This window comes from Paraburkholderia gardini, from assembly GCF_907164545.1.
GTDB lineage: Bacteria > Pseudomonadota > Gammaproteobacteria > Burkholderiales > Burkholderiaceae > Paraburkholderia > Paraburkholderia gardini.
In genome coordinates, this window is record NZ_CAJQZB010000061.1 from 1 (window position 1) to 19,482 (window position 19,482).

Annotated in this window: 19 protein-coding genes; 4 read left to right on the plus strand and 15 right to left on the minus strand. The window is 60.8% G+C overall.

The features are described from left to right. Positions 1–60: 60 nt before the first annotated feature. Complete coding sequence (locus LPA37_RS26990) at positions 61–261, minus strand: helix-turn-helix domain-containing protein (protein ID WP_407672634.1); 201 nt, start codon at positions 259–261, stop codon at positions 61–63. Positions 262–508: 247 nt separating this feature from the next. On the opposite strand from LPA37_RS26990, the gene LPA37_RS26995 reads away from it, so the two are divergent. Beyond that, entirely contained in the window at positions 509–925 is a 417-nt protein-coding gene (locus tag LPA37_RS26995; protein ID WP_229014179.1) for a nuclear transport factor 2 family protein, read from the plus strand. A gap of 453 nt (positions 926–1,378) precedes the next feature. Here LPA37_RS26995 and LPA37_RS27000 read toward each other — a convergent pair whose 3' ends face one another. Genes LPA37_RS27000 through LPA37_RS27050 form a run of 11 tightly spaced genes read right to left on the minus strand, consistent with a single transcriptional unit; the run spans position 1,379 to position 11,941 of the window. Beyond that, a complete protein-coding gene (locus tag LPA37_RS27000; protein ID WP_229014180.1) occupies positions 1,379–1,987 on the minus strand; it encodes a DUF4400 domain-containing protein in 609 nt (202 codons plus the stop codon). Next, a complete protein-coding gene (locus tag LPA37_RS27005) occupies positions 1,977–2,261 on the minus strand; it encodes a hypothetical protein (protein ID WP_229014181.1) in 285 nt (94 codons plus the stop codon). Before LPA37_RS27005 ends, LPA37_RS27000 begins: the two co-directional genes overlap by 11 nt. Beyond that, positions 2,218–2,736 (minus strand): hypothetical protein, encoded by a 519-nt coding sequence (locus LPA37_RS27010; protein ID WP_229014182.1) that lies wholly within the window; start codon positions 2,734–2,736, stop codon positions 2,218–2,220. The genes LPA37_RS27005 and LPA37_RS27010 overlap by 44 nt, the downstream gene beginning before the upstream one ends. A gap of 10 nt (positions 2,737–2,746) precedes the next feature. Then, on the minus strand, positions 2,747–4,618 hold the full coding sequence (traD, locus tag LPA37_RS27015) for a conjugative transfer system coupling protein TraD (protein WP_229014183.1): 1,872 nt from the start codon (positions 4,616–4,618) through the stop codon (positions 2,747–2,749). Next, complete coding sequence (locus tag LPA37_RS27020) at positions 4,615–5,919, minus strand: TraI domain-containing protein (RefSeq protein WP_229014184.1); 1,305 nt, start codon at positions 5,917–5,919, stop codon at positions 4,615–4,617. Before LPA37_RS27020 ends, traD begins: the two co-directional genes overlap by 4 nt. Beyond that, positions 5,916–6,968: a type IV secretion system protein gene (locus LPA37_RS27025; protein ID WP_229014185.1), complete on the minus strand. Its 1,053-nt coding sequence runs from the start codon at positions 6,966–6,968 to the stop codon at positions 5,916–5,918. The genes LPA37_RS27020 and LPA37_RS27025 overlap by 4 nt, the downstream gene beginning before the upstream one ends. 15 nt (positions 6,969–6,983) lie before the next feature. Further along, a complete protein-coding gene (locus tag LPA37_RS27030) occupies positions 6,984–7,724 on the minus strand; it encodes a DUF4141 domain-containing protein (protein WP_229014186.1) in 741 nt (246 codons plus the stop codon). 13 nt (positions 7,725–7,737) lie between these two features. Then, entirely contained in the window at positions 7,738–10,200 is a 2,463-nt protein-coding gene (locus LPA37_RS27035; protein WP_229014187.1) for a VirB4 family type IV secretion system protein, read from the minus strand. Continuing rightward, positions 10,194–10,457 (minus strand): conjugal transfer protein, encoded by a 264-nt coding sequence (locus tag LPA37_RS27040; RefSeq protein WP_229014195.1) that lies wholly within the window; start codon positions 10,455–10,457, stop codon positions 10,194–10,196. The genes LPA37_RS27035 and LPA37_RS27040 overlap by 7 nt, the downstream gene beginning before the upstream one ends. Positions 10,458–10,497: 40 nt before the next feature. Then, complete coding sequence (locus LPA37_RS27045; RefSeq protein ID WP_229014188.1) at positions 10,498–10,878, minus strand: TrbC/VirB2 family protein; 381 nt, start codon at positions 10,876–10,878, stop codon at positions 10,498–10,500. A gap of 16 nt (positions 10,879–10,894) precedes the next feature. Further along, entirely contained in the window at positions 10,895–11,941 is a 1,047-nt protein-coding gene (locus LPA37_RS27050; RefSeq protein WP_229014189.1) for a CpaF family protein, read from the minus strand. A gap of 252 nt (positions 11,942–12,193) precedes the next feature. On the opposite strand from LPA37_RS27050, the gene LPA37_RS27055 reads away from it, so the two are divergent. From LPA37_RS27055 to LPA37_RS27065, 3 genes are read left to right on the plus strand one after another with little or no spacing between them, the layout of a single operon-like run. Beyond that, positions 12,194–12,658, plus strand: a complete 465-nt coding sequence (locus LPA37_RS27055) for a zinc-finger-containing protein (protein WP_229014190.1) — start codon at positions 12,194–12,196, stop codon at positions 12,656–12,658. Between the two features lie 10 nt (positions 12,659–12,668). Further along, on the plus strand, positions 12,669–13,136 hold the full coding sequence (locus tag LPA37_RS27060; RefSeq protein ID WP_229014191.1) for a hypothetical protein: 468 nt from the start codon (positions 12,669–12,671) through the stop codon (positions 13,134–13,136). 1 nt (position 13,137) lies between these two features. Beyond that, complete coding sequence (locus tag LPA37_RS27065) at positions 13,138–13,350, plus strand: DNA-binding protein (RefSeq protein ID WP_407672635.1); 213 nt, start codon at positions 13,138–13,140, stop codon at positions 13,348–13,350. Positions 13,351–13,663: 313 nt separating this feature from the next. Here the strand turns inward: LPA37_RS27065 and LPA37_RS27070 are convergent, their stop codons facing one another. The 3 genes from LPA37_RS27070 to LPA37_RS27080 all read right to left on the minus strand — a co-directional run bounded on the left by LPA37_RS27070 (position 13,664) and on the right by LPA37_RS27080 (position 19,425). After that, the gene (locus tag LPA37_RS27070) at positions 13,664–16,279 is read right to left on the minus strand and encodes a DEAD/DEAH box helicase (RefSeq protein WP_229014192.1); all 2,616 of its coding nucleotides are present in this window, start codon (positions 16,277–16,279) and stop codon (positions 13,664–13,666) included. Between the two features lie 3 nt (positions 16,280–16,282). After that, the gene (locus LPA37_RS27075; protein ID WP_229014193.1) at positions 16,283–18,406 is read right to left on the minus strand and encodes a site-specific DNA-methyltransferase; all 2,124 of its coding nucleotides are present in this window, start codon (positions 18,404–18,406) and stop codon (positions 16,283–16,285) included. Positions 18,407–18,492: 86 nt separating this feature from the next. Beyond that, positions 18,493–19,425 (minus strand): ISAs1 family transposase, encoded by a 933-nt coding sequence (locus LPA37_RS27080; protein ID WP_229014194.1) that lies wholly within the window; start codon positions 19,423–19,425, stop codon positions 18,493–18,495. Positions 19,426–19,482 lie beyond the last annotated feature (57 nt).

Sequence of the window (19,482 nt, forward strand, 5' to 3'; positions counted from 1 at the left end):
GCGGTAGTTTCGATCCTGCTGCCTTTGACCTCCAGGGCTTCAACGAACGCCTCTTCGAGATCAAATTCTGATCGTCAAGACGGCCGCCAAATGTCGCTTACGTTGGAAGAGCCGCACGCCAAGGCGCTCTTCCAGCCTGGAAATGCTCTTGCTGATAGCTGACGCTGAGATGCCGAGTTCCCGCCCAGTGGCCGCAAAGCTCCGCGTTCGCGCAGTGTGGACAAAGACTTCCAGCCCGCCCAGCGCACTCAGATTTTCCACATTAGCCCCCTACGCGGCATTAGTGACATTTTTGTCATGATTAATGTGAACGCTACCCCGATTAATGATGATGGGTCAATGGCCTTACGATGTATTTGAGAGGCGGCCGGCCCCTGCACGATGCCGGTCGCGCTTCATCCAGTCCTTGGCGCACCTGTGTGCAGTGATCGAACAATGGGAGCGCCAGTGTGTTGGCAACTCAAAACGCGCCGTGCCGGCGCACCGGTTCTATCAGGAGAGAATTTTTATGACCACCGCTGAACATCTCGATGCTTACCTCAAAGCCATGGGCAATCGCGACGTCGAAGGTACCAAGGTCCATATGGCAGATAATGTCGTCCTCAGAAGTCCAATCGTTCCCGCCCCGTTCGTAGGGAAGGAGCGTGTCGCAGATGTCCTGACGCAGCTTCTCGCTACCGTGGACGCCTTCGAACCGAAGCTTCTCTTGCGCGACGGGGCTGACTTTGTCGCCGTGTTCACGATTAGACTCGGTGACCACGTAATTGACGGAATGGATCACATGCATCTAAACGACGCGGGCCTTGTCGATAGCATGACCGTGGCATGGCGCCCGCTTCCGTCAGTGGTCGCGGTCCAGCAGAAGCTTGCCCCGAAATTGGGAGGTAAGGCGATGATGCTGGTTCCAGCGGATCAATCTGCCTGAATCATCGGTTCCGACCGCAACGGCATCGCGGCGTTAGCTGCGCATGGGGGAGGGCGGTGTCCATTCCATCTCGGTCGCTATGCGCCCGATGTTTCGTAGATGCCCAGAATGCTTGATTGTCGCCATGCAACATCCATTGAGGAGATCAACCACTCAATCCGAATATCCCTCGTTCGGTGGGCCGGCTATTGGGCCGACGCCGTCATCCGCTCAGGCGACGAGGTGGAAATCCAGGGAGACCACCCCGGATATCTCGAAAGTGAGCGCGACGCGCTTACACGCGCGATCGAGTAGGCGTGGAACTGGACCGAAAAGCGGCCGGCATAAGGAAAGACGGCCGAACCGGGCAGAAGTCGAGGCAGCGAGGACGGTCAACCGGTTGACCGTCCTGAGGCGAAATGATGCGGTTTTTCGTGTAGCTTTCGGGGAGATGCACCGGCTTGCGACGCTGGCTTACTGATACGACGAGGACGCTTTCCACAGAAGCATGCCGAGCGCTGCGGACTCGGCAATCCAGTACGGCGCAAGCACCGGGATTGGAGCCACCAGCACGGCGAAGGCGACGCCGAACACGAGCAGGACGCCGTGTCCGGCCAGATGGAACGATAAGGGACTGGCAAATCCCGCCGCGGACGCCTTGATCTTTCGCCGCATGGAGCCATCCACGAACATGGCCGCGCAGAAAACCACCGTGCCGACGAGCCAGAGCTTCATGACCATCGCGCGATAGACGACGCGGTAGAGCAGCAGCCAGAAGTTATGCACCCATGTGTGCGCGAAGTCCGTTACGCCGCCGTCGCCAATATCTTCCATTTGCGTCGCATCGATTGTTGCGCGCACCAGACCTGACTCGACGAACCACCGCCGGAAGACATCGTTAGCGTGCTCCGTCGCTTCGTTAGCTCGCGCCTGACCTATGGTGGTGATCACCGAGCTTGCCTCCTCGTCCGGAATCTCGAACAACGAACGGTCAGGAATCGCGGGCATGATGAATACAGCGATGAGCGGCACGAAGAAGAACCACCACTTCACATGGGAGACAAATCGGCTGCTACCGGCCATAGAAATGCATCCCCCAGTTGAACAGGAAAGTCGCGACCTCGACCAGCATGTAGGTCGGGAACGCGATCAGCCCGGTCAGACCGATGTAAAAATGGATGGGTTTGCGGCTGATGAAGAGGGCGAGCGCGTAGGCCATTGCGCCCGGCCCGCGCACAAACTCGTCAGGCCGAGGTGCGTCGATCTCGTCCTGTGCGCGCGCTGTCGATATGGCGCGGCGCGCGACGTCCCGATCAACCCTCGACAGGTTCGCTATCAGCAAAGGCGTGAGCGACATCGTAGTCCTCGAAATAGAGACGAAAGTTCTCACCCGTGAGTGCCCGGGCGGCAAGCTGGAACGCGGCCGAGCGCTGCGTGATGCTTTCTGGACACCGCTCGTCGGACATCCCGATTTCGAGGGTCTCGTGGCGCGCCTCAAACGCCGGAACCGGCTCGAACATCGGCGACCAGACGTGATACCGCTCTCCGTCTCGCGCGACGTACCGGTGTGCGTAGAGCAGGTGCGCCGTTTCGAACAGGCCCTGCATGAAGGCGATATGGGAGTCGCCCGTCTTGCGGGCACGCCTGTACGCCGATAACCCGTGATCGAGCATCTCCTTGACCAGCGGCTCGCTCTCGCCCATGAACTTTTCTCCGATGAAGTCGGCCACGCGTGCGCAGGCGAGTTCAAGCTCGGGCGCCAGGGTAAAGACCGGAATCAGGCGGGAGGACAGCTTGTAGTCGCGAATAATTTTTTTGAATACGGCAGACATGCGTAGGTTTTCAGCCTTTGAGAATTGGAATGCGTCCCTGATACACGGCGGCGCCCGAGATACGCATGAAGTACTGCAGATTAGGCAGGCCGTGAATCAGGCGGGTTGGAATCAGGGGTGCTTTCTCCAGTTGAAGCGAACGTGAAACTGACCCGGTGAATTCACCGACATGCGCCTCGCTCCCCGTGCTGGTGCTGCCGGAAATCGTCAGGTTGCGAATCGCGGTCTCGCCGACCTTGTCGGAGAACCACTGCGCTGTGTCGCTGTCTTCCAAGCGTAAGATGATCTGGTTATTCAGATTGCCCAAAACCTGCAGCATTTTCGCGGCGTTTCCGAGGCGAGCCTCCAGATCCGCCCGCGCCTGAAACGCGACGAACGCCTTGAACCCCGCGCCGCGCCCCTTGTTCAGTATCTGGATGACCTGTTCGTTGATCGCCTCTGCGATCTCGTCAATGATTAGCACCACCTCGGGCGGGGCGTCGTAGAAGTTGTAAATCGATCCGCATACCGCCGCTACGTCCGCGAGGATCATCGACGCGATCGCCTTCTGCACGATGTTGTTCGACAACGAGTCAAGGCCCATGTACAGAACCGCCTTCTGCTTGATGACCTTGTCGATGTCCCAGATCTCGCGTTCGTCTTCGAAGTCATCGGCCTTCGGCGCGAGCATCAGTCCGGTTTCGCCGGTCGCGAGCATCTGCAGCAGCGGCAGCGCAGACGCGATGATCCGCATGTAATGTTCCCGGTCGTGAACCTGCGTCGCGATCAGACCGTCGATTGCCTCGTGCCCCTTGTCCATTGCAGTGAAGCGCGCGTTGTAGAGCGCAATCATGCCGTCGACGAGCGATGCACCATTCTGCTTCTGGCCCTGACGCATGGTCTCCGAGGCGACCAGTTCCTCCCAGTTGTTCACCCCGTTCTCACGGAAGAAGCGCTTGAGGCTCTTTTCCAGTAGCGGCGTGATACCGGCCTGCGCGTACTTCAGGATGGACCGGAGGGTTGGCTTGTCGCCGATGTACAGCTCGCCCTTCACCGCACGGTCGATAAACAGGAACGCGAAGTCCCGGAACGGCCCCTCTTCCATCAGCTGCGCGATACGGCTCGGAATTTCCGACGGCTGCGACCAGTTCTCGATCGGGTTCAGGCGGATCGACTCGGACGGCTTCGCCTGGTTGAAATAGAGAAACTTGCGACCGGAGCGGGCACACTCCTTCTCGACGCGCCGCTTCCACTCGGCGTCGTTCTTCGGATCCACAATGATCAGGACGTCGCCCAGATGGATCACCTGCGTGGAGATGACCTCGTACGTCCGGGTCTTTCCGGCGCCTGTTGTGCCACCCACCAGCGTGTGGCCACCCATCGCCTTGTAGTGGAATGGCACGAGCGCCTTCTTCGGCTCCATGCCGTGTATCCACGACGAGCCTTGCGGCATGCGATCGCGCTGGCTGTCTTTCGGCGCGAAGATGTTTTCGATCGCCGCCTCGATCCGGCGGCCCCGGCGGGTCTTCGAGAGCCACCGTGGCAGACCGGGAATGTCAGTGGTCGGCATGCGCAGGATGTCGTGAGCAATCTGGCAATGCTTTTGCGTCCACTCGTAGCCGATCCCGAGATACATCGAATTCGCTTCATCGCGCATCCGGCGCTGGATTTCGAGCAGCTTCGGTACTTCCAGTGTCGTGAGCCACTTCGTCGAGATGGCCATGCGAAACTTGAGTGCCTTCCAGATCTGGCGGGAGCGCCACGCCAGCACCATCAGCGCGAACAAGGCAAAAGCCCATCCGTACGGCATATCCGAGACTGGCAACAGCACGACAGCCAGAAGCCAGAAGGTCGCGGCCCGAACTTCATAGATCGGACGGAAGTGATTGATATAGCTGATCATGAAGGCCGTCCGAGAATGAGTTGTCCGGCGCGTGGCGCGAGGGTGATTTCGCCCTGCCCGTTCGTGAGCAGCAAGCTCCGCTTCCTCAGGTGTTCAACGAGCGTGTCGCTGGCCACACCGTAGCTGCCGATCAGACGCTTCTGGACCGCGAGACCTGCGTCGGTCCACTGCACGCTGGCCTTGCCAGCGGCGACATCCTCGCGAAGCGCCCGGAACAGTTCGAGAATCATGTTCGGCGCGCCTTTGAGCACTTCGTCGAATGCCGCGCGGTCGGCGGCTGCGCTCGACGCGGCGACGGATCGCATTGCGGCCGGATCGACGGCCCGCGCCACTCGTTCGGGTGTTGACGCAGCCGGCGTTGACGAATCAGGGTCGGGGCTCCCCGCTGGCAGCGCCGACTCGGCAATTGCGGGCGCGGTAGCCGCCCCACCCTCCTGCGTCGCCGTATGGGCTGGTGCCACAACGGGAGTGTGCGGGCTCGATGCGAGCGCTGGCGCGACCGGTGGCAGCATGACGCTCGGTCGGTCGGCCGCCGGCGGCGCCGCAACGCTGGGCTGCAACTCGGCGGCCACATGAATCGCAGAGGGCACAGCGAACTGCACAGGTTCGAACACCGATTGCTGCGCCTTGCGGTCGAATTCGGCTGCCGTGAGTACGGCCTGCCGGATCACCTTGTGAATCAGCGATTCGGCTTCGAGCGGCTTCATATTCGGATTGATCGCCCCGAACATCTCGGCCAGCACGTCGTGATCGAGCCAGGCCAGCAGGTCGCTGCCGATAAGCATCTGCGCGAGCATGCCGGTTCGCATGCGCTCGACCGGCAGCGGCGACGGACGGCGCGCGATGCGGTACGGGCGGCCCCCGAGCCACGGTCCAGCCGCCCCATCCACCGGCGGGTTCCACGCGGCACGGTCGCTGTCGCGCTCGATAACGAAATGCCGGTACGGTTCGTCCAGGCGAGAACACACTGCGGCGAGAAAGACGGCGTAGTTGTACTGCGGCTCGATGCGGCGACGTTTTTCTGACGAAAGGTTGGTGCCGAACTTCTGGCCACCGGCAAGCCGCATTGCATAGAACGCGGTCTCAACAGTAGCCCGGAATGCCCCGCCCGGCTCCCTGTACAGATCCGCGCCAAGCGGGACCGACGAGAACCACGCGGCGCAGCGCTCGAGTATCGCGAGCCACTTCCGATCGAATTCGGCGATGCTGGCCTCATTGGCGCATTGCTGGATCAGGTCCACGCGATGCTGATGCTGTTCAACCAGCCCGCGCGCTGTGACAGGTTCATGTAACGGTGTCATACGAGGCCACCGCTTGCAACTCGCGCTACCTTGCCGACAATCGCGCCACTCGCATTCGCGCCACCACCGAACATGCCCGCAATCTTCGGTATTTCGAACGACAGCATGAACACGAAGAGCGCCAGATCAAGCACGTACGACGCACCGAGGGGCGTCGATACACCGGTGCCTGTTGCCGAATCGTTGATTGCGGAAGTCAGGCCGTTTGTCACCAGCGCCATCAGGATCGCGGCGACCACCACGTACATGCCGGCGCTGATCATGTAGTCGAGCCACGACTTGAAATACCCACGCGTGAACGATGAAAAGCCGAGCGCGAACGCAATCTGGCCCATCACGGCGCCAGCGGCCATCTGCAACTGGCCTACATTGATGAAGAAAAGGAACACCACGGACGTGACGGACAGAACAGCCCAGGCCATCACAAGCGGACCGACCGCCATCAAAAGCGCCGGGTATTGCCACCAGCTCGCACCGGCAAACGACTTGGCGAATGAGTCGTACAGTTGCCCGGCGGCGCTGCCGATCATACTTCCAGCGCTACTCATATTCGAGCCACTGATGGTCGTAGCCAGACTGAGAAACCACTTGTAGAACATGGGCGCAAATGACGCGTAACCCACGTAGAAGGACGCGAAGATCCCCAGTATCGCCAGTTCCTCAAACGCCGCGACCCAGGCCATGACCGGGTCTTTGGTTGCTGCGAAGCGGATCGCGGCAAGCACGATTGTGATAACCGCAAGGCCGCTTGCGAATTTATCGGCTTCCGGCTTGATTTTCGCGGCGAGCGTCACGGCGGTATCCATGATCGAGGCGAAGAGCGCAGTGATCTTGTCGACCGCCTTCGCATTGCCCGCCCCGATTTCTCCGGCCTTCACCGTCGCTCCGACATTGCCGCCCGCAGTGGGGATCGGCGTGCCAGTGGGCATGACGTTGCCATCGGGCATAAGGAGAGGAACGTCGTCCGCGAATGCGGTCGTTGGGCTGAGCACACCAACGAGGAGCGGAACCAGTACCGCGACGGTCGCCCGTTTGAGGAACTTCAACATGGGAATCGCGCTCCGTTACTTCGAGAACCCGTAGGCCGCGCGCTCCGCGTCCTGCTGCGCGGTGAAGCTTTGCATCGCCGCCGACTTGGTCTTTTCATCCTCATTGGACAGTGACTGCTTCTGCGCGTCCTGCTGCTGCTTTGCCGCGCTCATCTGCAACAGGTCCGCGTTCTGGCTCGTGACAATATCGAGGTAGTGTGTCGTGAGTTCGGCCGTGGCCTGCTGGGTGGGCGACATCGCCATTTGGGATTGCAGATCCTGGCGACGCTGCGCGAGCGTCTGCGTATGCTGCATCACGTCGTTGCCCATCTGGAACAGCTCCGTCGAGGCCTTGTCGTTCTGGTTGTAGAAGGTGTTCATGTCGGCGAACCACTGTTCGTTCGATTTTCCCGAACGCGCGATCAGTGCCTGAACGTGACTCACCCAGGCGCCGCCTTGCTGAAGATTGCCGTACAGATCCTGCATGGTGCTCGTGAGCTTCTTCGTGTTCGACAGGTCACCCGAAATCTGGTTGTACTGCGCCTGCATCGCACTCGGGTCCAGATTCTTGGCCTGAAGTAGCTGATTGGACATCATCTGGTACTGATACGTGATGTTGGTGTCCTGGTAGATCTCTCCTTTCACGGCTTTCATCGCCGTGATGATGTTCTCCGCGAAATTGGTCGGGTCGAAGACGACCCACTGCGCCATCGCAGCCTGGGAAACGCCAAGCGTGAGGCCGGCCGCGAGCGCGATACGAACGAGAAGCTTTTTCATCGTTGATGGTCCTTTAATCGAGAGTCAGCATTTCCTGCACATACGCCTCGGCCCAGTTCGCCGCGCCCGACGCGTAGTGTTTGTCCAGCACCGACTGTGCACGACCGTCCGATCGCAGGACGGCCAGCGTTTCCTTCGGGAAACTTGCCTGGAGCATGCGCGTCTGGTCCGGCGTCACCCACAGATAGTCGCGGTTCGGCACCGCGTTCGAGATCATGTCGATCTGGTGCTCGGTCAGCCCGAAGAGGTCGCGGTACAGGTGCAGGTTGTTCCTCGCATCCTTGTTGGGCAGATAGACGATGTTCGGGATGTTCTCTTTGAGAATCTCGAAGTTCGGGATACGTGCCACCTGCGCGAGCGACTGCGTGGCGAGCGCCAGCGTCGCATTGAGCTTCCGGATCGTGACGGCCCACACTTCAAGCCGCTGGTAGAAACGCGGATACTGGAAGAAGAAGCCCGCCTCCTCCACCTCGATCACCGTGTAGGTCTTGCCGTCCAGCCAGTGCGAAATCCGGTAAAACGCGTAATCCATGAAGAGTGCGGCTGCGATCGGGTAGTTCTGGAACAGATCGCCCATCTCGATGGAAATGTCGTCCGAAAGCGAGAACGCATCTTCTGCGTGGTCGAAGAAGCGCCCGTTCTTTTCGCCCTGCGTCCATATACTGAGGCGCTCGCGCAGCTCAATCGGCAGCAGCGTGTTCAGGTTCGACAGCGTCCACAGTTGCGGCTCATAACCCTTGCCGAGCGTCGTTACCGCCTCGAAAATCTTGCTTTGCTGTTGCGGCGTGCATCTGAAGTCATCGTCCTCGATCGCCATCTGCACCCATTCGGCGACGTATGGAAAGTGCTTCTCATCGCGCAGCAACGAGAGCGGGTTGACCGACGTCGCGGCCTCAAAGCGGCCCGTCGCATCGATGAATTTCCCACCGGCGAGCACGGTCGGAATTCGCGTCGAGCGGTCCTTGTCGAAACGGATCCGGCGCGCCTTGTGGCGTCCGGTCTGTGAGAGCAGGAAGTTCAGGAAAATCGACTTGCCCGCGCCGATCGGGCCAATAACGAGCAAGTGCGATTTGCCGCCCGGATGGTGCAGGCTTACGCGCTGCAGCGTCTTGTACCGGGTGGGCAGCAGGGTCAGTGGCCCGGTCTTCTCGCCCGACTGCTGCGTGAGCCAGTCATTGACGTTCGCGCCTTCCGCGACGCTGCGCAGCGGCGCGATATCGGAGACGGCCGGCGTCTCGACGAACTGCAGGCGCTTTTGCTGGTCCCAACGGCCCGGCAACGTCGACTGCCACGCCGCAAACAGGTTGTCGCGCTCGACGATGACACCGAACCCGGCGTTGCCGATGCGCCCAACGACTTCGCGTGTCGCGTCGTCGCATTGCAGCGGCGTATCCCCGTAGACGATGACTGAGATGTTCGCGAACCCGTACTGCTGGCCGTCCGCGACGAGTTTGGCGAGCGCCTTTTCTGCCTCGTCGGCAAGGCGTTCCCGTCCCTCGTCGTTCTTCTGCTCTTCCTTCGAGAAGTACGCCTTGAGAATCGACCACGGGTTGAACGCCGCGACCTTGTAGAAACTGCGAATCTTCTTGATGTACGCACTGGCCTTCGTCGTGTCGAGAAACCGGAACATCACGCAGACATCCAGTTCAGCGTCCACTTCGGCGAGCACGTCGAGCGCCGCTTCCTGAAATCCCATCCACTCCTTGACGCCGATGATCTTCGCGTAGCGCCTGCCGTGCGCCGAATCAAACATCAGGGTATCGCCGCCGACCGTGACTTCGCTTTCGGTCAGATGCGTGTCGAGCATCGTGACGGGATAGCGCACGCGGCGCGGCGGTACCGAGGGGTTCGCACTCTGGTGGAGGAACGCGAGCGCGTTCTGCAACTGAAGGCGCTTCATTTTCAGGCGCGTGACGCCGCCCTTGAAAGCGTCGATGACCGACTCGAAGCGCTTGATATCGGACGTGAGCCGCTCGATGTCGAATGCGAACGCACTGCGCGAGAGGATCGAATCCCTGGCGGTCTCGAACATGGCGAGGGGCATGGACTTGCCGCCCACCGTCATGTGGTACGCGATCTTTTCGAAGATCTTGTTGATGCCGGTCTCGGGGGTGTACGCAAGCGCGAGCGAATGCGTGTTCCGAAAATACTTGCCACTCGCCACGTGCGCCTGGTTGATCGCGTCCACGCGTGCGTCGACCGTTGACGCAAACGTGCCGTCAATCTCACCCTTGATGCGGCGGTGCGACAGCTTCCACCACGCCGTGATCCGGTGGTCGAAGTTCTTGCATGCGTGGTCGAGGTTGTCGCGCGCGGCCGACACGTCCGTTGCGTTCGGACTGTCCGCGTCGACACCTTCGAACGTGTAGACCGTCAGAAGCGACCCGTCCTTGTCGAGGATCAGCTCGGGCGTGACCATCGTCGCCCACGGGGCGATCTCCTGAATCGAGCGCCGGGCGAGTTTCGTTTTCAGCATGGCAAATCCTGATCAAATCCGTACGGGCGTTTGAACCGGGCGGAGAATTTCGTCGTCGGCATTGGCTCGTAGACGTCGGCGTACCGGTCATAAACCCGGTTGACCTCCCGCCACCAGGGGTCGCGCGAGCTTTTCCACCGCAGCAGCATGTGCAGTGCAATGCCAACGACGAGGAAGGCGGGCGTCATGCTCGTGTAGCAAAGCAGCAGCGTGACCGTGCCGTTGGCGATTGCGAGCGTGCGGTCCGCCCCGCCCATCTGGCGCGGCAAGGACAGCGAGCGGCTGACGGTGGTGGGCTTACGCACAGGTGTAGCTGATGTGCAGGTGGTTCTTCACGATCGGAATCGCGCACGAGGCGAGACCGAGGCCGACGAATACGGTCGAGATGATCTTGCCGATCGTGCTTTCCGAATTGCCGATGGCGACCGCGCCGACAATGATCAGCACGATGCCGATGCCATACAGCCACGGGCCGCTGATATAGGCCGAGATCAGACAGATCACGTCGGTCGCCGAACTCAGGTCGGACATATCGACGGCGGACGCCATCGGGGCGAACACTGCGAGGCCGGCAGCCACGAGCGTGCTGCGGATTTCCTTACGGCTCAGAAAGCGACTTGCCAGATCTACGCTGCGGGAACGCAGTCGAAACAGGACGGTTGCGAGGGACTTCTTCATGCATTGCTCCGGTAAGTTAAAAAACACGATTGAGGATGTAATCCCCGTCCTTGAAACCCTTGATCTCGATGATTTCGGACACGTGGCGCAGCTCGCCCGTGCGCTTGAGGTGGATCACATAGTTGAAGCAGTCGGAAATGGCTTTGCGCATGTCGGCCAGCGCCCACTGGCTCCCTTTCGGGATGCCCAGCATTCCAAGGGTTTCGAGCCGGCCGAGGCCGCCGCGCGCGTCGTTCGCGTGAATGGAGCCGAGGCCGCCATCGTGGCCGGTGCTCAATGCCTGGATGAAGTCGAAGGCCTCGCCGCGTCGCACCTCGCCGACGATGATCCGGTCGGGCCGGAAGCGCAGGCTCAGGGCAACGAGATCCTGAGTCGTCACGCCCTTGTCGACGTTCGAGAGCAGACGCACACGGTTCGGGACGCGCAGCTTGAGTTCCTGCGTGTCTTCGATCGAGATCACACGCTCTTCATCAGGAATCTGATCCGTCAGTGCATTGATGAAAGTCGTCTTGCCGGTGGAGGTGCCGCCCGATATCAGGACGTTCTTGCGCCGGATGACCACCTGGCGCACCGCTTCCATGAGCGCTTCGTTCTCGATGCCGGGGGGAAACTCGATGTTGGCGGTTTCACGCGATGCGTTGACGCGGGAGAACGCGCCCATCGCGACGTAATCTGACAGCGAGAGGTGGATTTCGCGGTGTTTGCGGATCGACAGCGCATGGCCGTCGATCGCAGTCGGGCGCATGACCGCGGCGATCCGCAAGCCTTTGTGACCCGCGTTGATGATGCCCTGCGAGGTACCCGCGTGCGCTGACTTCTCAACTGACGCCGCGAGCGAAAGAATGGCGCCGTTCAGCGTCGCCTGATTCAGTTCGAGATTGAGCCGGTGCATGCGGCCGCGCTGCTCGACCCAGACGTTGTTGAAGTCGTTGACCATGATTTCGGCCACGTCGGGCGCGTCGAGCTGCTCGCGCAACGGCTTGAGCGACTCGAAGAACATGCGAACCGCACTCTCTTCGAGCTGGCTCACTTTCAGCAGGGGATTTTCGGCAGCTTCTGACATGCTGATATTGTTCAAGCTGCGCACCGCCTGAACAGACCGAAAGAGCGGTCAAATCGAGCAGCTTTCGGCCGGAGCGTGTCGCACCCGCGCGCCAACATGATCGGGTCACGCATGGCGACGTGCGACACGGCGACGGGAAACCGGTTGACCGTCCTGGACCGGAAAGCTCCAGAAAATCGTGTAGCTTTTAGCGTTTTGCGAATCCTAAAGTGAAATGGATCGAGCCGATAACTGGATACCGGAGTCGATGCGATGCGCGTAGGAAAACCTATCAAGGCATTGCCGCAACCGTTGTGCGACGACTGCGGCGAAAAAGCCGTGCTCAGCCGTGCCAGCGACGAGGCCTATCCGTACCACGACGATCACGGTCCGGTGTGGATCTGTGTGGCGTGTCAGGCCTGGATCGGCGTGCATTCGCGCAGCACGCGCAATGTGCCGCTCGGGAGGCTCGCCAACGCGGCGCTGCGCGATGCCAAAGGCCGTCTGCACGATGCACTGGAGCCGCTGGTCGCGGGCAAGATGCGCCGTGATTCGGTGAATGCGTTCGAGGCTCGCGCCAAAGCGATCCGGTGGGTTGCGACCGAGCTCGGGTTCGACCCGCTGCCGGTGACGATTCACGCGCTAACACTTGACGAGTGCGAGCGAGCGCTACGCTATATCGATGCATACATGGCCGCACGTCGCGCACCGTCAGGCAACGACCAGAATCAGACTTAACTTTCCAACGATGGCAAAAACAATTCCGTTTCCCCGTAATACCCAGGCGGCCGCCCGCGCCCGCCGCGCAAAGACCCTGCTGCTCCCGATGCCGCGGGCCGCGGTTGACGAAATTTCGCTTCAGGTTCATGTCGCACTGGATGCGCTGCGGCGCGGCTGCGGCACAGTGCACGCGGCGCAAACCTTGACGCAGGCCATGATTCTGACGGGGCTGCTGGCCGAGGCCGGATACGGCGCAGCGACCTTTGAGCAGATGCAGCAGGCGGAAGGCATCCTTTCAGCGGCGTTCGATCGCGGCCGCGATACCGGCGTCTGGATGCTTGACCAGGACGGATTCGCCCAGTTCGCGGTGATCGCGAGCACCTACGACTACCAGTTGCAGCGCGCCCCACTCTCGGCAGTCGCCGAGGCGAGCGACAGGCTCGATCGCTTCCGCGCGGGTGAGTCATTCGATCAGATCGCGCGAAAGCGCGCGTGAGATGACCACCGAGGAATCCAAACACATGATTCGAAAATTAGCCGACGGCGAGGCGCGCGAGCGCCTCATTATCTGGATCCGCCGGCGCATGGAAGAATTCGGCATCACCGTCGACGCGCTGGCTACATCAATCGAGCAGGACGTCGCCAATCGCCCGGTCTATCGCGATGCCAAGGGCAACGACTGGAACGGTGTCGGAGCCATGCCCGACTAGCTAGCAGCCGCCAGGCACGCAGGCGTCGACCCTGAGTTCTTTCGCATCGAGAGCCGTCCGCAGCCGCAGGTATCCGCCGAGCGTCGTCAGGCCGATCTTTTCGACTGACCCTGCGGAGCGCACGCTTCGTGTGGGCGAAACGACAGTTATTGGGATTAAGCGGTTGACGATCGCAATCCATGCTGTGCTGCGATCGTCGAGTATCCTGGGCGTTTCCGGGACGCCAGGCGCATAGCGACCCGAAGCGGTCCTTCACCAGTGCAACCGATCAACGACCGCATTCGCGTTGATTTCTGTCACTGCTCCGCTGGCGTCAGAGATAGTCACTCGCCAAGCTCCCGGCGAACAGGCTTTGCGCCGTGACATCGCCACCATTCAGCGTGTCGATCGCCGCTCGTACGTCGTCACGCGTCAAATCAAGCCCACGTAACTTGCCGTTCACCTCGGCCACGGCCTCAATACGACGGTAGGCCGTCGCATGGGTTTGCGCATACTGCGAAAGCCCACGCAACTTGGGAATAGCATCACTAAACTGCGTGCCGTGCGGATCGACCAGATCCGCGACCACGGTTCCGTCATGGAGCGTAGCGAAGAAGATGAAGTCCGGGCGGACCATTCGGTATTGCCCGTCCGATAGGTACGCCACGCCCAACGACGATTGACCCGGCTGCTGCGGGTTCCGATACCAGAAGCCGAAGCCCTTGCGGCCGGATTCCGTCTCGACCACCTTTATCTCCCACCCGTTAAGTTCGGCCGGGTACCCGCCGTCCTTGTCGCAGAGCAGGTGGTTCTTCCAGGTCGGCAGGTCCGTCACCTTATCGCCGTCACGGGCCTTTGTCGGCTCGAACCGGTCCTCTGGCTTAATCAGCTCTACGTCCTGCGGATCCGTGCTCATCTCGACGATCTGGCGGTACGATTCCTTGCGGTCGTCGTTCAACGCTTTGACCTGCGCGCCGTATTGCGCCATCCAGTCCTTCACCAGACGGTCGGCCTCGCCGTCGAAGTAAGCCTGGACTTCGGTCACGAGGCCTAGGCCGGCCACGGTGACGCGCGCTTCAACAATGGCTTCAAGGAACTCATCGGCATCGTCGTCCGGATTGGCCACCTTGTAGGCCAGGTGATCAACGTAGGTGCGGGCGATGTCCGGGGTGAAGACGTGCGTGGCACGTCGATAGACATCGGCGATGGCCGCTGCATCGGCGTCTTCTTCCCACAACTGGTTGAAGCTCTTGGCCTTGCCTTGCAGATCCGCGCGGACCGTCCGCCCGTCCACCGTCAACACTGCCTCGCGCCTGTTCGCGATCATCTCGCGATTGTCCTGTTGGAACCGGTCGAGCGCGTCGTGCAACGCGGCATGGGCCAACTTGCCCGCGTTCGGCAGAATTCCGTCCGATGCCAACTCGTGCGCCAGCGCAGTCAGGCGCTTGGCCGGCTTCGCGCCGCGTTGCGGACGGGTCTGCGACGGCAGGGCCTCGAACACTTGCCACACCGATACCGGCACGTCGGGATTTGGCTTGACCTCAACGTAATCGATCAGGATACGGCCTGGCGTAGCTCCCTGCGTATCGTCGCCCTTGATCAACGCATCGACCACGCTGATTGCCGTCGTTCGATCGAACTTCGGCAGCAAACAGTCGACCGTGTTCAATCGTTCGTTTCCGGGGATGCGACGTGCCAGAGGCGAACGCACCATACGACCGAGCAACTGCGTGATGTGCGTACGGTCGCTGGCCGCGCGAAACGACACCATCACCTCGGCGCGCGGGCAATCCCAACCGGTGCTGATCGCGTCCTTTGCCACCAGCACGCGGACCCAGTTTGACTCCTGAACGCGCTGCGGCTCGATGTAGGGGACGTCACGGTTGCCGAAGCGCTGCGTGGTGTGCTCCCCGAATACGTGCGCCACGCTACCGGGCGGCAGTTCCGGATAACGCGCATAGATGGTGTCCAGTGCCCGTCCGATCTCGTTCGGATCCGGCGTGTTCGGCACCTGCAACACCATCAGCGGGAGAACGGAGTGCGATTCTTCCTGCTGCTTGGCGTATTCGGCCCAGGCCTGCGTGGAATCCTTCAACTTGTCGGTGGCACGACGGACCAATACGGTATCGAAGTCGCCAGCCTCTTCTGGAATGTCAAGCAAGATCGTGTCTTTGATCAGGCCGGATTCCTGCACCTTCGTTGTGTCCACGGTCACGTCATCCAGTTTGAGGCGCTTCGCGGCACCTTTCATCGCTTGGTTGAATCGATCGACCGTAGCGGAGATGCCAAGGACGACTGGAATGCCGGGCACTGCACCGGCGCCGTTGATCAAGCGAAGGACGATGGTACTCTTGGCATTCTGGCTGGCCATAGTGGGATTGCCCATGCCACGGTGCGCTTCGTCGAGCACCAGGTACAGGGTCAGGTCTGGGTCCTCAATGGTGTTCTGGATGGTGTCCCAGATCGTATGGGCCCGTAGGTCCGGACGGGTCTCGGGCAGCAGGCTACCTGCCTTGGCCTCGAGTTCGGCTTGATCGAAGCCTCGCACCAACAAACTGTTTTTGCCCAGCTTCTGTGTGTTGAGGAAGTAAATCTTCCCCGCGTCGAACTTGGCCCGATTGAAGGTGTTTTCAACGACAACCATGTCGGTATGGTTAATACGGTCGCTTGCTTCCATCAGTCGGAAGCGGGTCTGCTCGTTCAGAGATGGGTCGTCGCTGAACCAGATGACGATGGCACCCGCGTCGGCCTCGAAGCCGAATTCGTCGTCCCCGTGGAACAGTGCCTCAAACGCCGCAGCGGCCATGACGGTCTTACCTGCACCCGTGACGGCCGTGAGAGAGAAGGCGGTCTTGTCCCTTTCACCACGCCAATACCTGCGCGCCTTGCCGAGATTGGCCAAGGCGTCGCGCACAGCATCGCGCTGGTAGTCCTTGAGAGTGAACTTCATCCGTCAGTATCCGTGGGTAAAGCTGAAGTTGGTCAAATAGGATTCGTACAGGCGCACGGGTTCCACACCGTCCGGCAGACGGCGTGCGATCGCCTGATAGCGCCGTTCGTCGTCGGTGACGATGTAGGCTACGTTGATGCCGCTGGCCGCCTTGACCGCCTTGATGAAGGGGGTCGCTGCGTCCACGTCCGTCAACAGACCGTAGGCATCGGCAACAGCCCAACCATCGGATGGCGGCTTGTCGATGCGCCACCCACGAGCACCGGCTCGCAACCAGAGCAGCGGAGCAATGCGACCGAAGGCCAGGTTGTGGCTGACCGAGACAGGGGTCTCGTAGGTCAACGTGAAGAACTCGGCGTTCTCCTCGAAGCCTTCGGCCATCGGGAACTCGTCGGTAAACTTGTAGTCTCCCTTGATCGGTTCGCCGTCCGGTGTCTTGCCAGTGATGGCAGCCTTTATGCGCGGCTTGGTGATGTAGTCGCAGATGCCCAGCCGCTCCCATTTGGCATCGCCTGGGCGCACCCGTTGTTCCCGCAGCGCCTTCTGCTCGTCAGACGCGACTTCGTTGTTGGTGACGGAGATGCATTGCCGACGACCGCCGTCCTGCTTGTTGAGGCGCATCACGGCGTGGCCGGTGGTGCCGGAGCCGGCGAAGAAATCGAGAATGATGGCTTCCGGTTTTTCCTTCACGAAGAAGCGGATAACGTCTTCTACGGCGTAGAGCGACTTCGGAAAAGGGAACCGTCGTCCAGGGAGCAAACGCGTCAACAATGCGGATCCGAATGAACTTGCATCGTGCGACTGGATATCCCACTGCGTGCCGGGCACCAACGCCGTCTGGTAGTCCGAGTCATCAACGATCACCGACCCATCGGGCCTGTAGCCGGTGACTGGATACGTTCCGTCGAGCACCTTCTTCTGTTCACCTGATGCGAGGTGGTAGACGGCCATGCCCCGCGGCGTAAACCCGCCGAGCCGGACGAATCCCTGACTCAGCGCAGCTCGTAGCGACTGCGGATTGCGCCCCCACGTGCCGTGAGATCCGTCCTGCCGGATCGGCCAAACTGCTACTGTTCCAGCCGGAGCCTGCACCGAACTAAGGTCCGCGTCCGTTGGAACCTCATCGCCTACCGAGTGAATTGCGGATCCGTCTTCGAGCACGAATAGCGGATAGAAGAGGTTTGGTCGAGCAAGGCGCCTGCCGTTATCTCCTCTCCGCGAGAGCTCCTGCCAGCGAATACGGTCCTTGCGCTTTCCCGATGTCTTCCCGAACCAGTCGGGATCAAGAACAAGCGGCGAGGGAGAAGCGTCACCGAAGTATGCGAGGAACACATATTCATTGCTCCGCCCGAACTCGCCCTTTCTCGCAGAGGAGGCGGGATTGATCACGCTTGACACCATCTGAATCCTGGCTTCGGGAAAGGCTTGCTCCAAGAGCAACCCTAGCCGGAGGTACTCCTTCTCGTCGATAGTGACGATCAGCACTGAATCCGCCGGGTTCAACAACTCCTTCGCCACCAACAGGCGGCGCTCCATCATCGCCAGCCATTTGCTATGGCGATATAGATCGTCACCTTCGACGTAATCGTTGTTGTACTTCCAGTCCTTCGCACCGGTGTTGTACGGCGGATCTATATAGATGGCGTCGACTTTGCCGCGATGTGTGTAGGTCAACGCATTGAGGACGTGATAATTCTCGCCGTTGATGACGGTATGGAACGGTTTCTCGCCCCCGCGCTGTACTTTACCGGTGCTAACAACGCCGGGGTGGATCGTGTCGCTGAACTCGGCCACCACCACTAGATCATCCAGCGCAACCCTCTGCGTCTCGACGCTGTCAAAACCCAGCAGAACCAGGTCGGCTTGCTTCGTGGTCTTGTGGATGGCCTTCACCTGCCACAAGCGCTGATCGCCCTTCTTGACGGTGCCGCGCAGCGGCAAAACACGGACCTTGTCTCCCTTACGGATAGGACACTGGGGCAACTCAACGGCTTCGGGGCTGTGGCGTTCAAAGTTCAACCCGAAGGGCAGGCGCGAGGAAAGAACCTTGAACTCCCGATCAAGATCTGCCCCTAATTGTTGATCTTTGGCTTTGGTTTGGGCAATCAGGTCGGTCAATCGGGACACGTGCAACTCCTTAACGAAGTCCGTAATGATGCCAGAGGGGCAGAGCGATGGGATAGATTTGCGGGATGGCTGTCAGGGCCGGAGCATCAAATTTTCTGTAGATTCAAGACCTGTGCAAGGTAGTCGGGATTCCAGGCGGCGGCCTTGCGCTTCTTTGGCAGGCTGAGTGCGCGGCTGGAATCGGCGCGGAACAGGTTGATGGCGAGCCGGCGCAGGAAGGAGAAATTCAGCGCGGCGTTGCGTAGCCGGATCTGGCTGGCGTCCTCATTGAAGGTGACATCCAGGCACCAGTGCAGGCCATTCTCGATAGCCCAGTGGGTACGTGCGACGTACAGGATGCGCTGGGCATCCGCCGGCAGCGAACTGATCACGTAGCGCGTGTCGGTCTGGACCTGGCCGTGGGTCTCGCGCTGCGACTCGATGCACGCCACCGAGCGCAGGTTCGGCCAGTGTGCGCGTAACTCGATGGCGTCGAGCCACGCGAGATCATCCACCGCCGTGCAGCGGCGCGTCTCGAAGCGGCCATGGCCCTTGTCAACGGTTTCGTGGATATCGCATGGCCGCGGCGGATAACCGGGTTGATTCAGGCAGGCGAAGAACTCGCGCAGCGCGGTGGCCAGCGTCGGCTGGTTGTCCTTGACGGCGAGCACGTAATCGCCGCCGCCTTCTACAATCTGGCGGGCGATTGCGCTCTGGCAGCCGATCGCATCGATCGTCACCACCGCGCCTTCGAGTGCCAGAGCCGGCAGCAATTCCTTGATCGCCTCAATCTCGTTGGATTTTTCCTCACACGGCTGCTGTCCCAGCGTCAGGCCCATCTCGGCCGCGTATGCCGACACCAGGTGCAGCGCACCGGTACCGCGCGCCACCGAACGTGAGCCGCGTAGCGCCTTGCCATCAATGGCGATCACCCGTCCATCGAGCGCACCGCGGACGCCCTGGACCCATTCGACGAACCGGCTTTCGAGCGCCGCAGGCGAGAGCGTCTCAAACTGTGAACGCCGGCCTAAATCCGACACTAAACGACGGCGTGATGGAATTGAGCTGCTGAGCGGCGGCAGTTGCTAAGCGATGTT

Coding starts and splice junctions, on each gene's coding strand:
- LPA37_RS27050 (WP_229014189.1), bottom strand. CDS start 11,941: ATGTCAGAAGCTGCCGAAAATCCCCTGCTGAAAGTGAGCCAGCTCGAA.
- LPA37_RS27035 (WP_229014187.1), bottom strand. CDS start 10,200: ATGCTGAAAACGAAACTCGCCCGGCGCTCGATTCAGGAGATCGCCCCG.
- LPA37_RS27030 (WP_229014186.1), bottom strand. CDS start 7,724: ATGAAAAAGCTTCTCGTTCGTATCGCGCTCGCGGCCGGCCTCACGCTT.
- LPA37_RS27065 (WP_407672635.1), top strand. CDS start 13,138: ATGACCACCGAGGAATCCAAACACATGATTCGAAAATTAGCCGACGGC.
- LPA37_RS27060 (WP_229014191.1), top strand. CDS start 12,669: ATGGCAAAAACAATTCCGTTTCCCCGTAATACCCAGGCGGCCGCCCGC.
- LPA37_RS27070 (WP_229014192.1), bottom strand. CDS start 16,279: ATGAAGTTCACTCTCAAGGACTACCAGCGCGATGCTGTGCGCGACGCC.
- LPA37_RS27010 (WP_229014182.1), bottom strand. CDS start 2,736: ATGTCTGCCGTATTCAAAAAAATTATTCGCGACTACAAGCTGTCCTCC.
- LPA37_RS27045 (WP_229014188.1), bottom strand. CDS start 10,878: ATGAAGAAGTCCCTCGCAACCGTCCTGTTTCGACTGCGTTCCCGCAGC.
- LPA37_RS27040 (WP_229014195.1), bottom strand. CDS start 10,457: ATGGGCGGGGCGGACCGCACGCTCGCAATCGCCAACGGCACGGTCACG.
- LPA37_RS27020 (WP_229014184.1), bottom strand. CDS start 5,919: ATGACACCGTTACATGAACCTGTCACAGCGCGCGGGCTGGTTGAACAG.
- traD (WP_229014183.1), bottom strand. CDS start 4,618: ATGATCAGCTATATCAATCACTTCCGTCCGATCTATGAAGTTCGGGCC.
- LPA37_RS27005 (WP_229014181.1), bottom strand. CDS start 2,261: ATGTCGCTCACGCCTTTGCTGATAGCGAACCTGTCGAGGGTTGATCGG.
- LPA37_RS26995 (WP_229014179.1), top strand. CDS start 509: ATGACCACCGCTGAACATCTCGATGCTTACCTCAAAGCCATGGGCAAT.
- LPA37_RS27000 (WP_229014180.1), bottom strand. CDS start 1,987: ATGGCCGGTAGCAGCCGATTTGTCTCCCATGTGAAGTGGTGGTTCTTC.
- LPA37_RS27025 (WP_229014185.1), bottom strand. CDS start 6,968: ATGTTGAAGTTCCTCAAACGGGCGACCGTCGCGGTACTGGTTCCGCTC.
- LPA37_RS27055 (WP_229014190.1), top strand. CDS start 12,194: ATGCGCGTAGGAAAACCTATCAAGGCATTGCCGCAACCGTTGTGCGAC.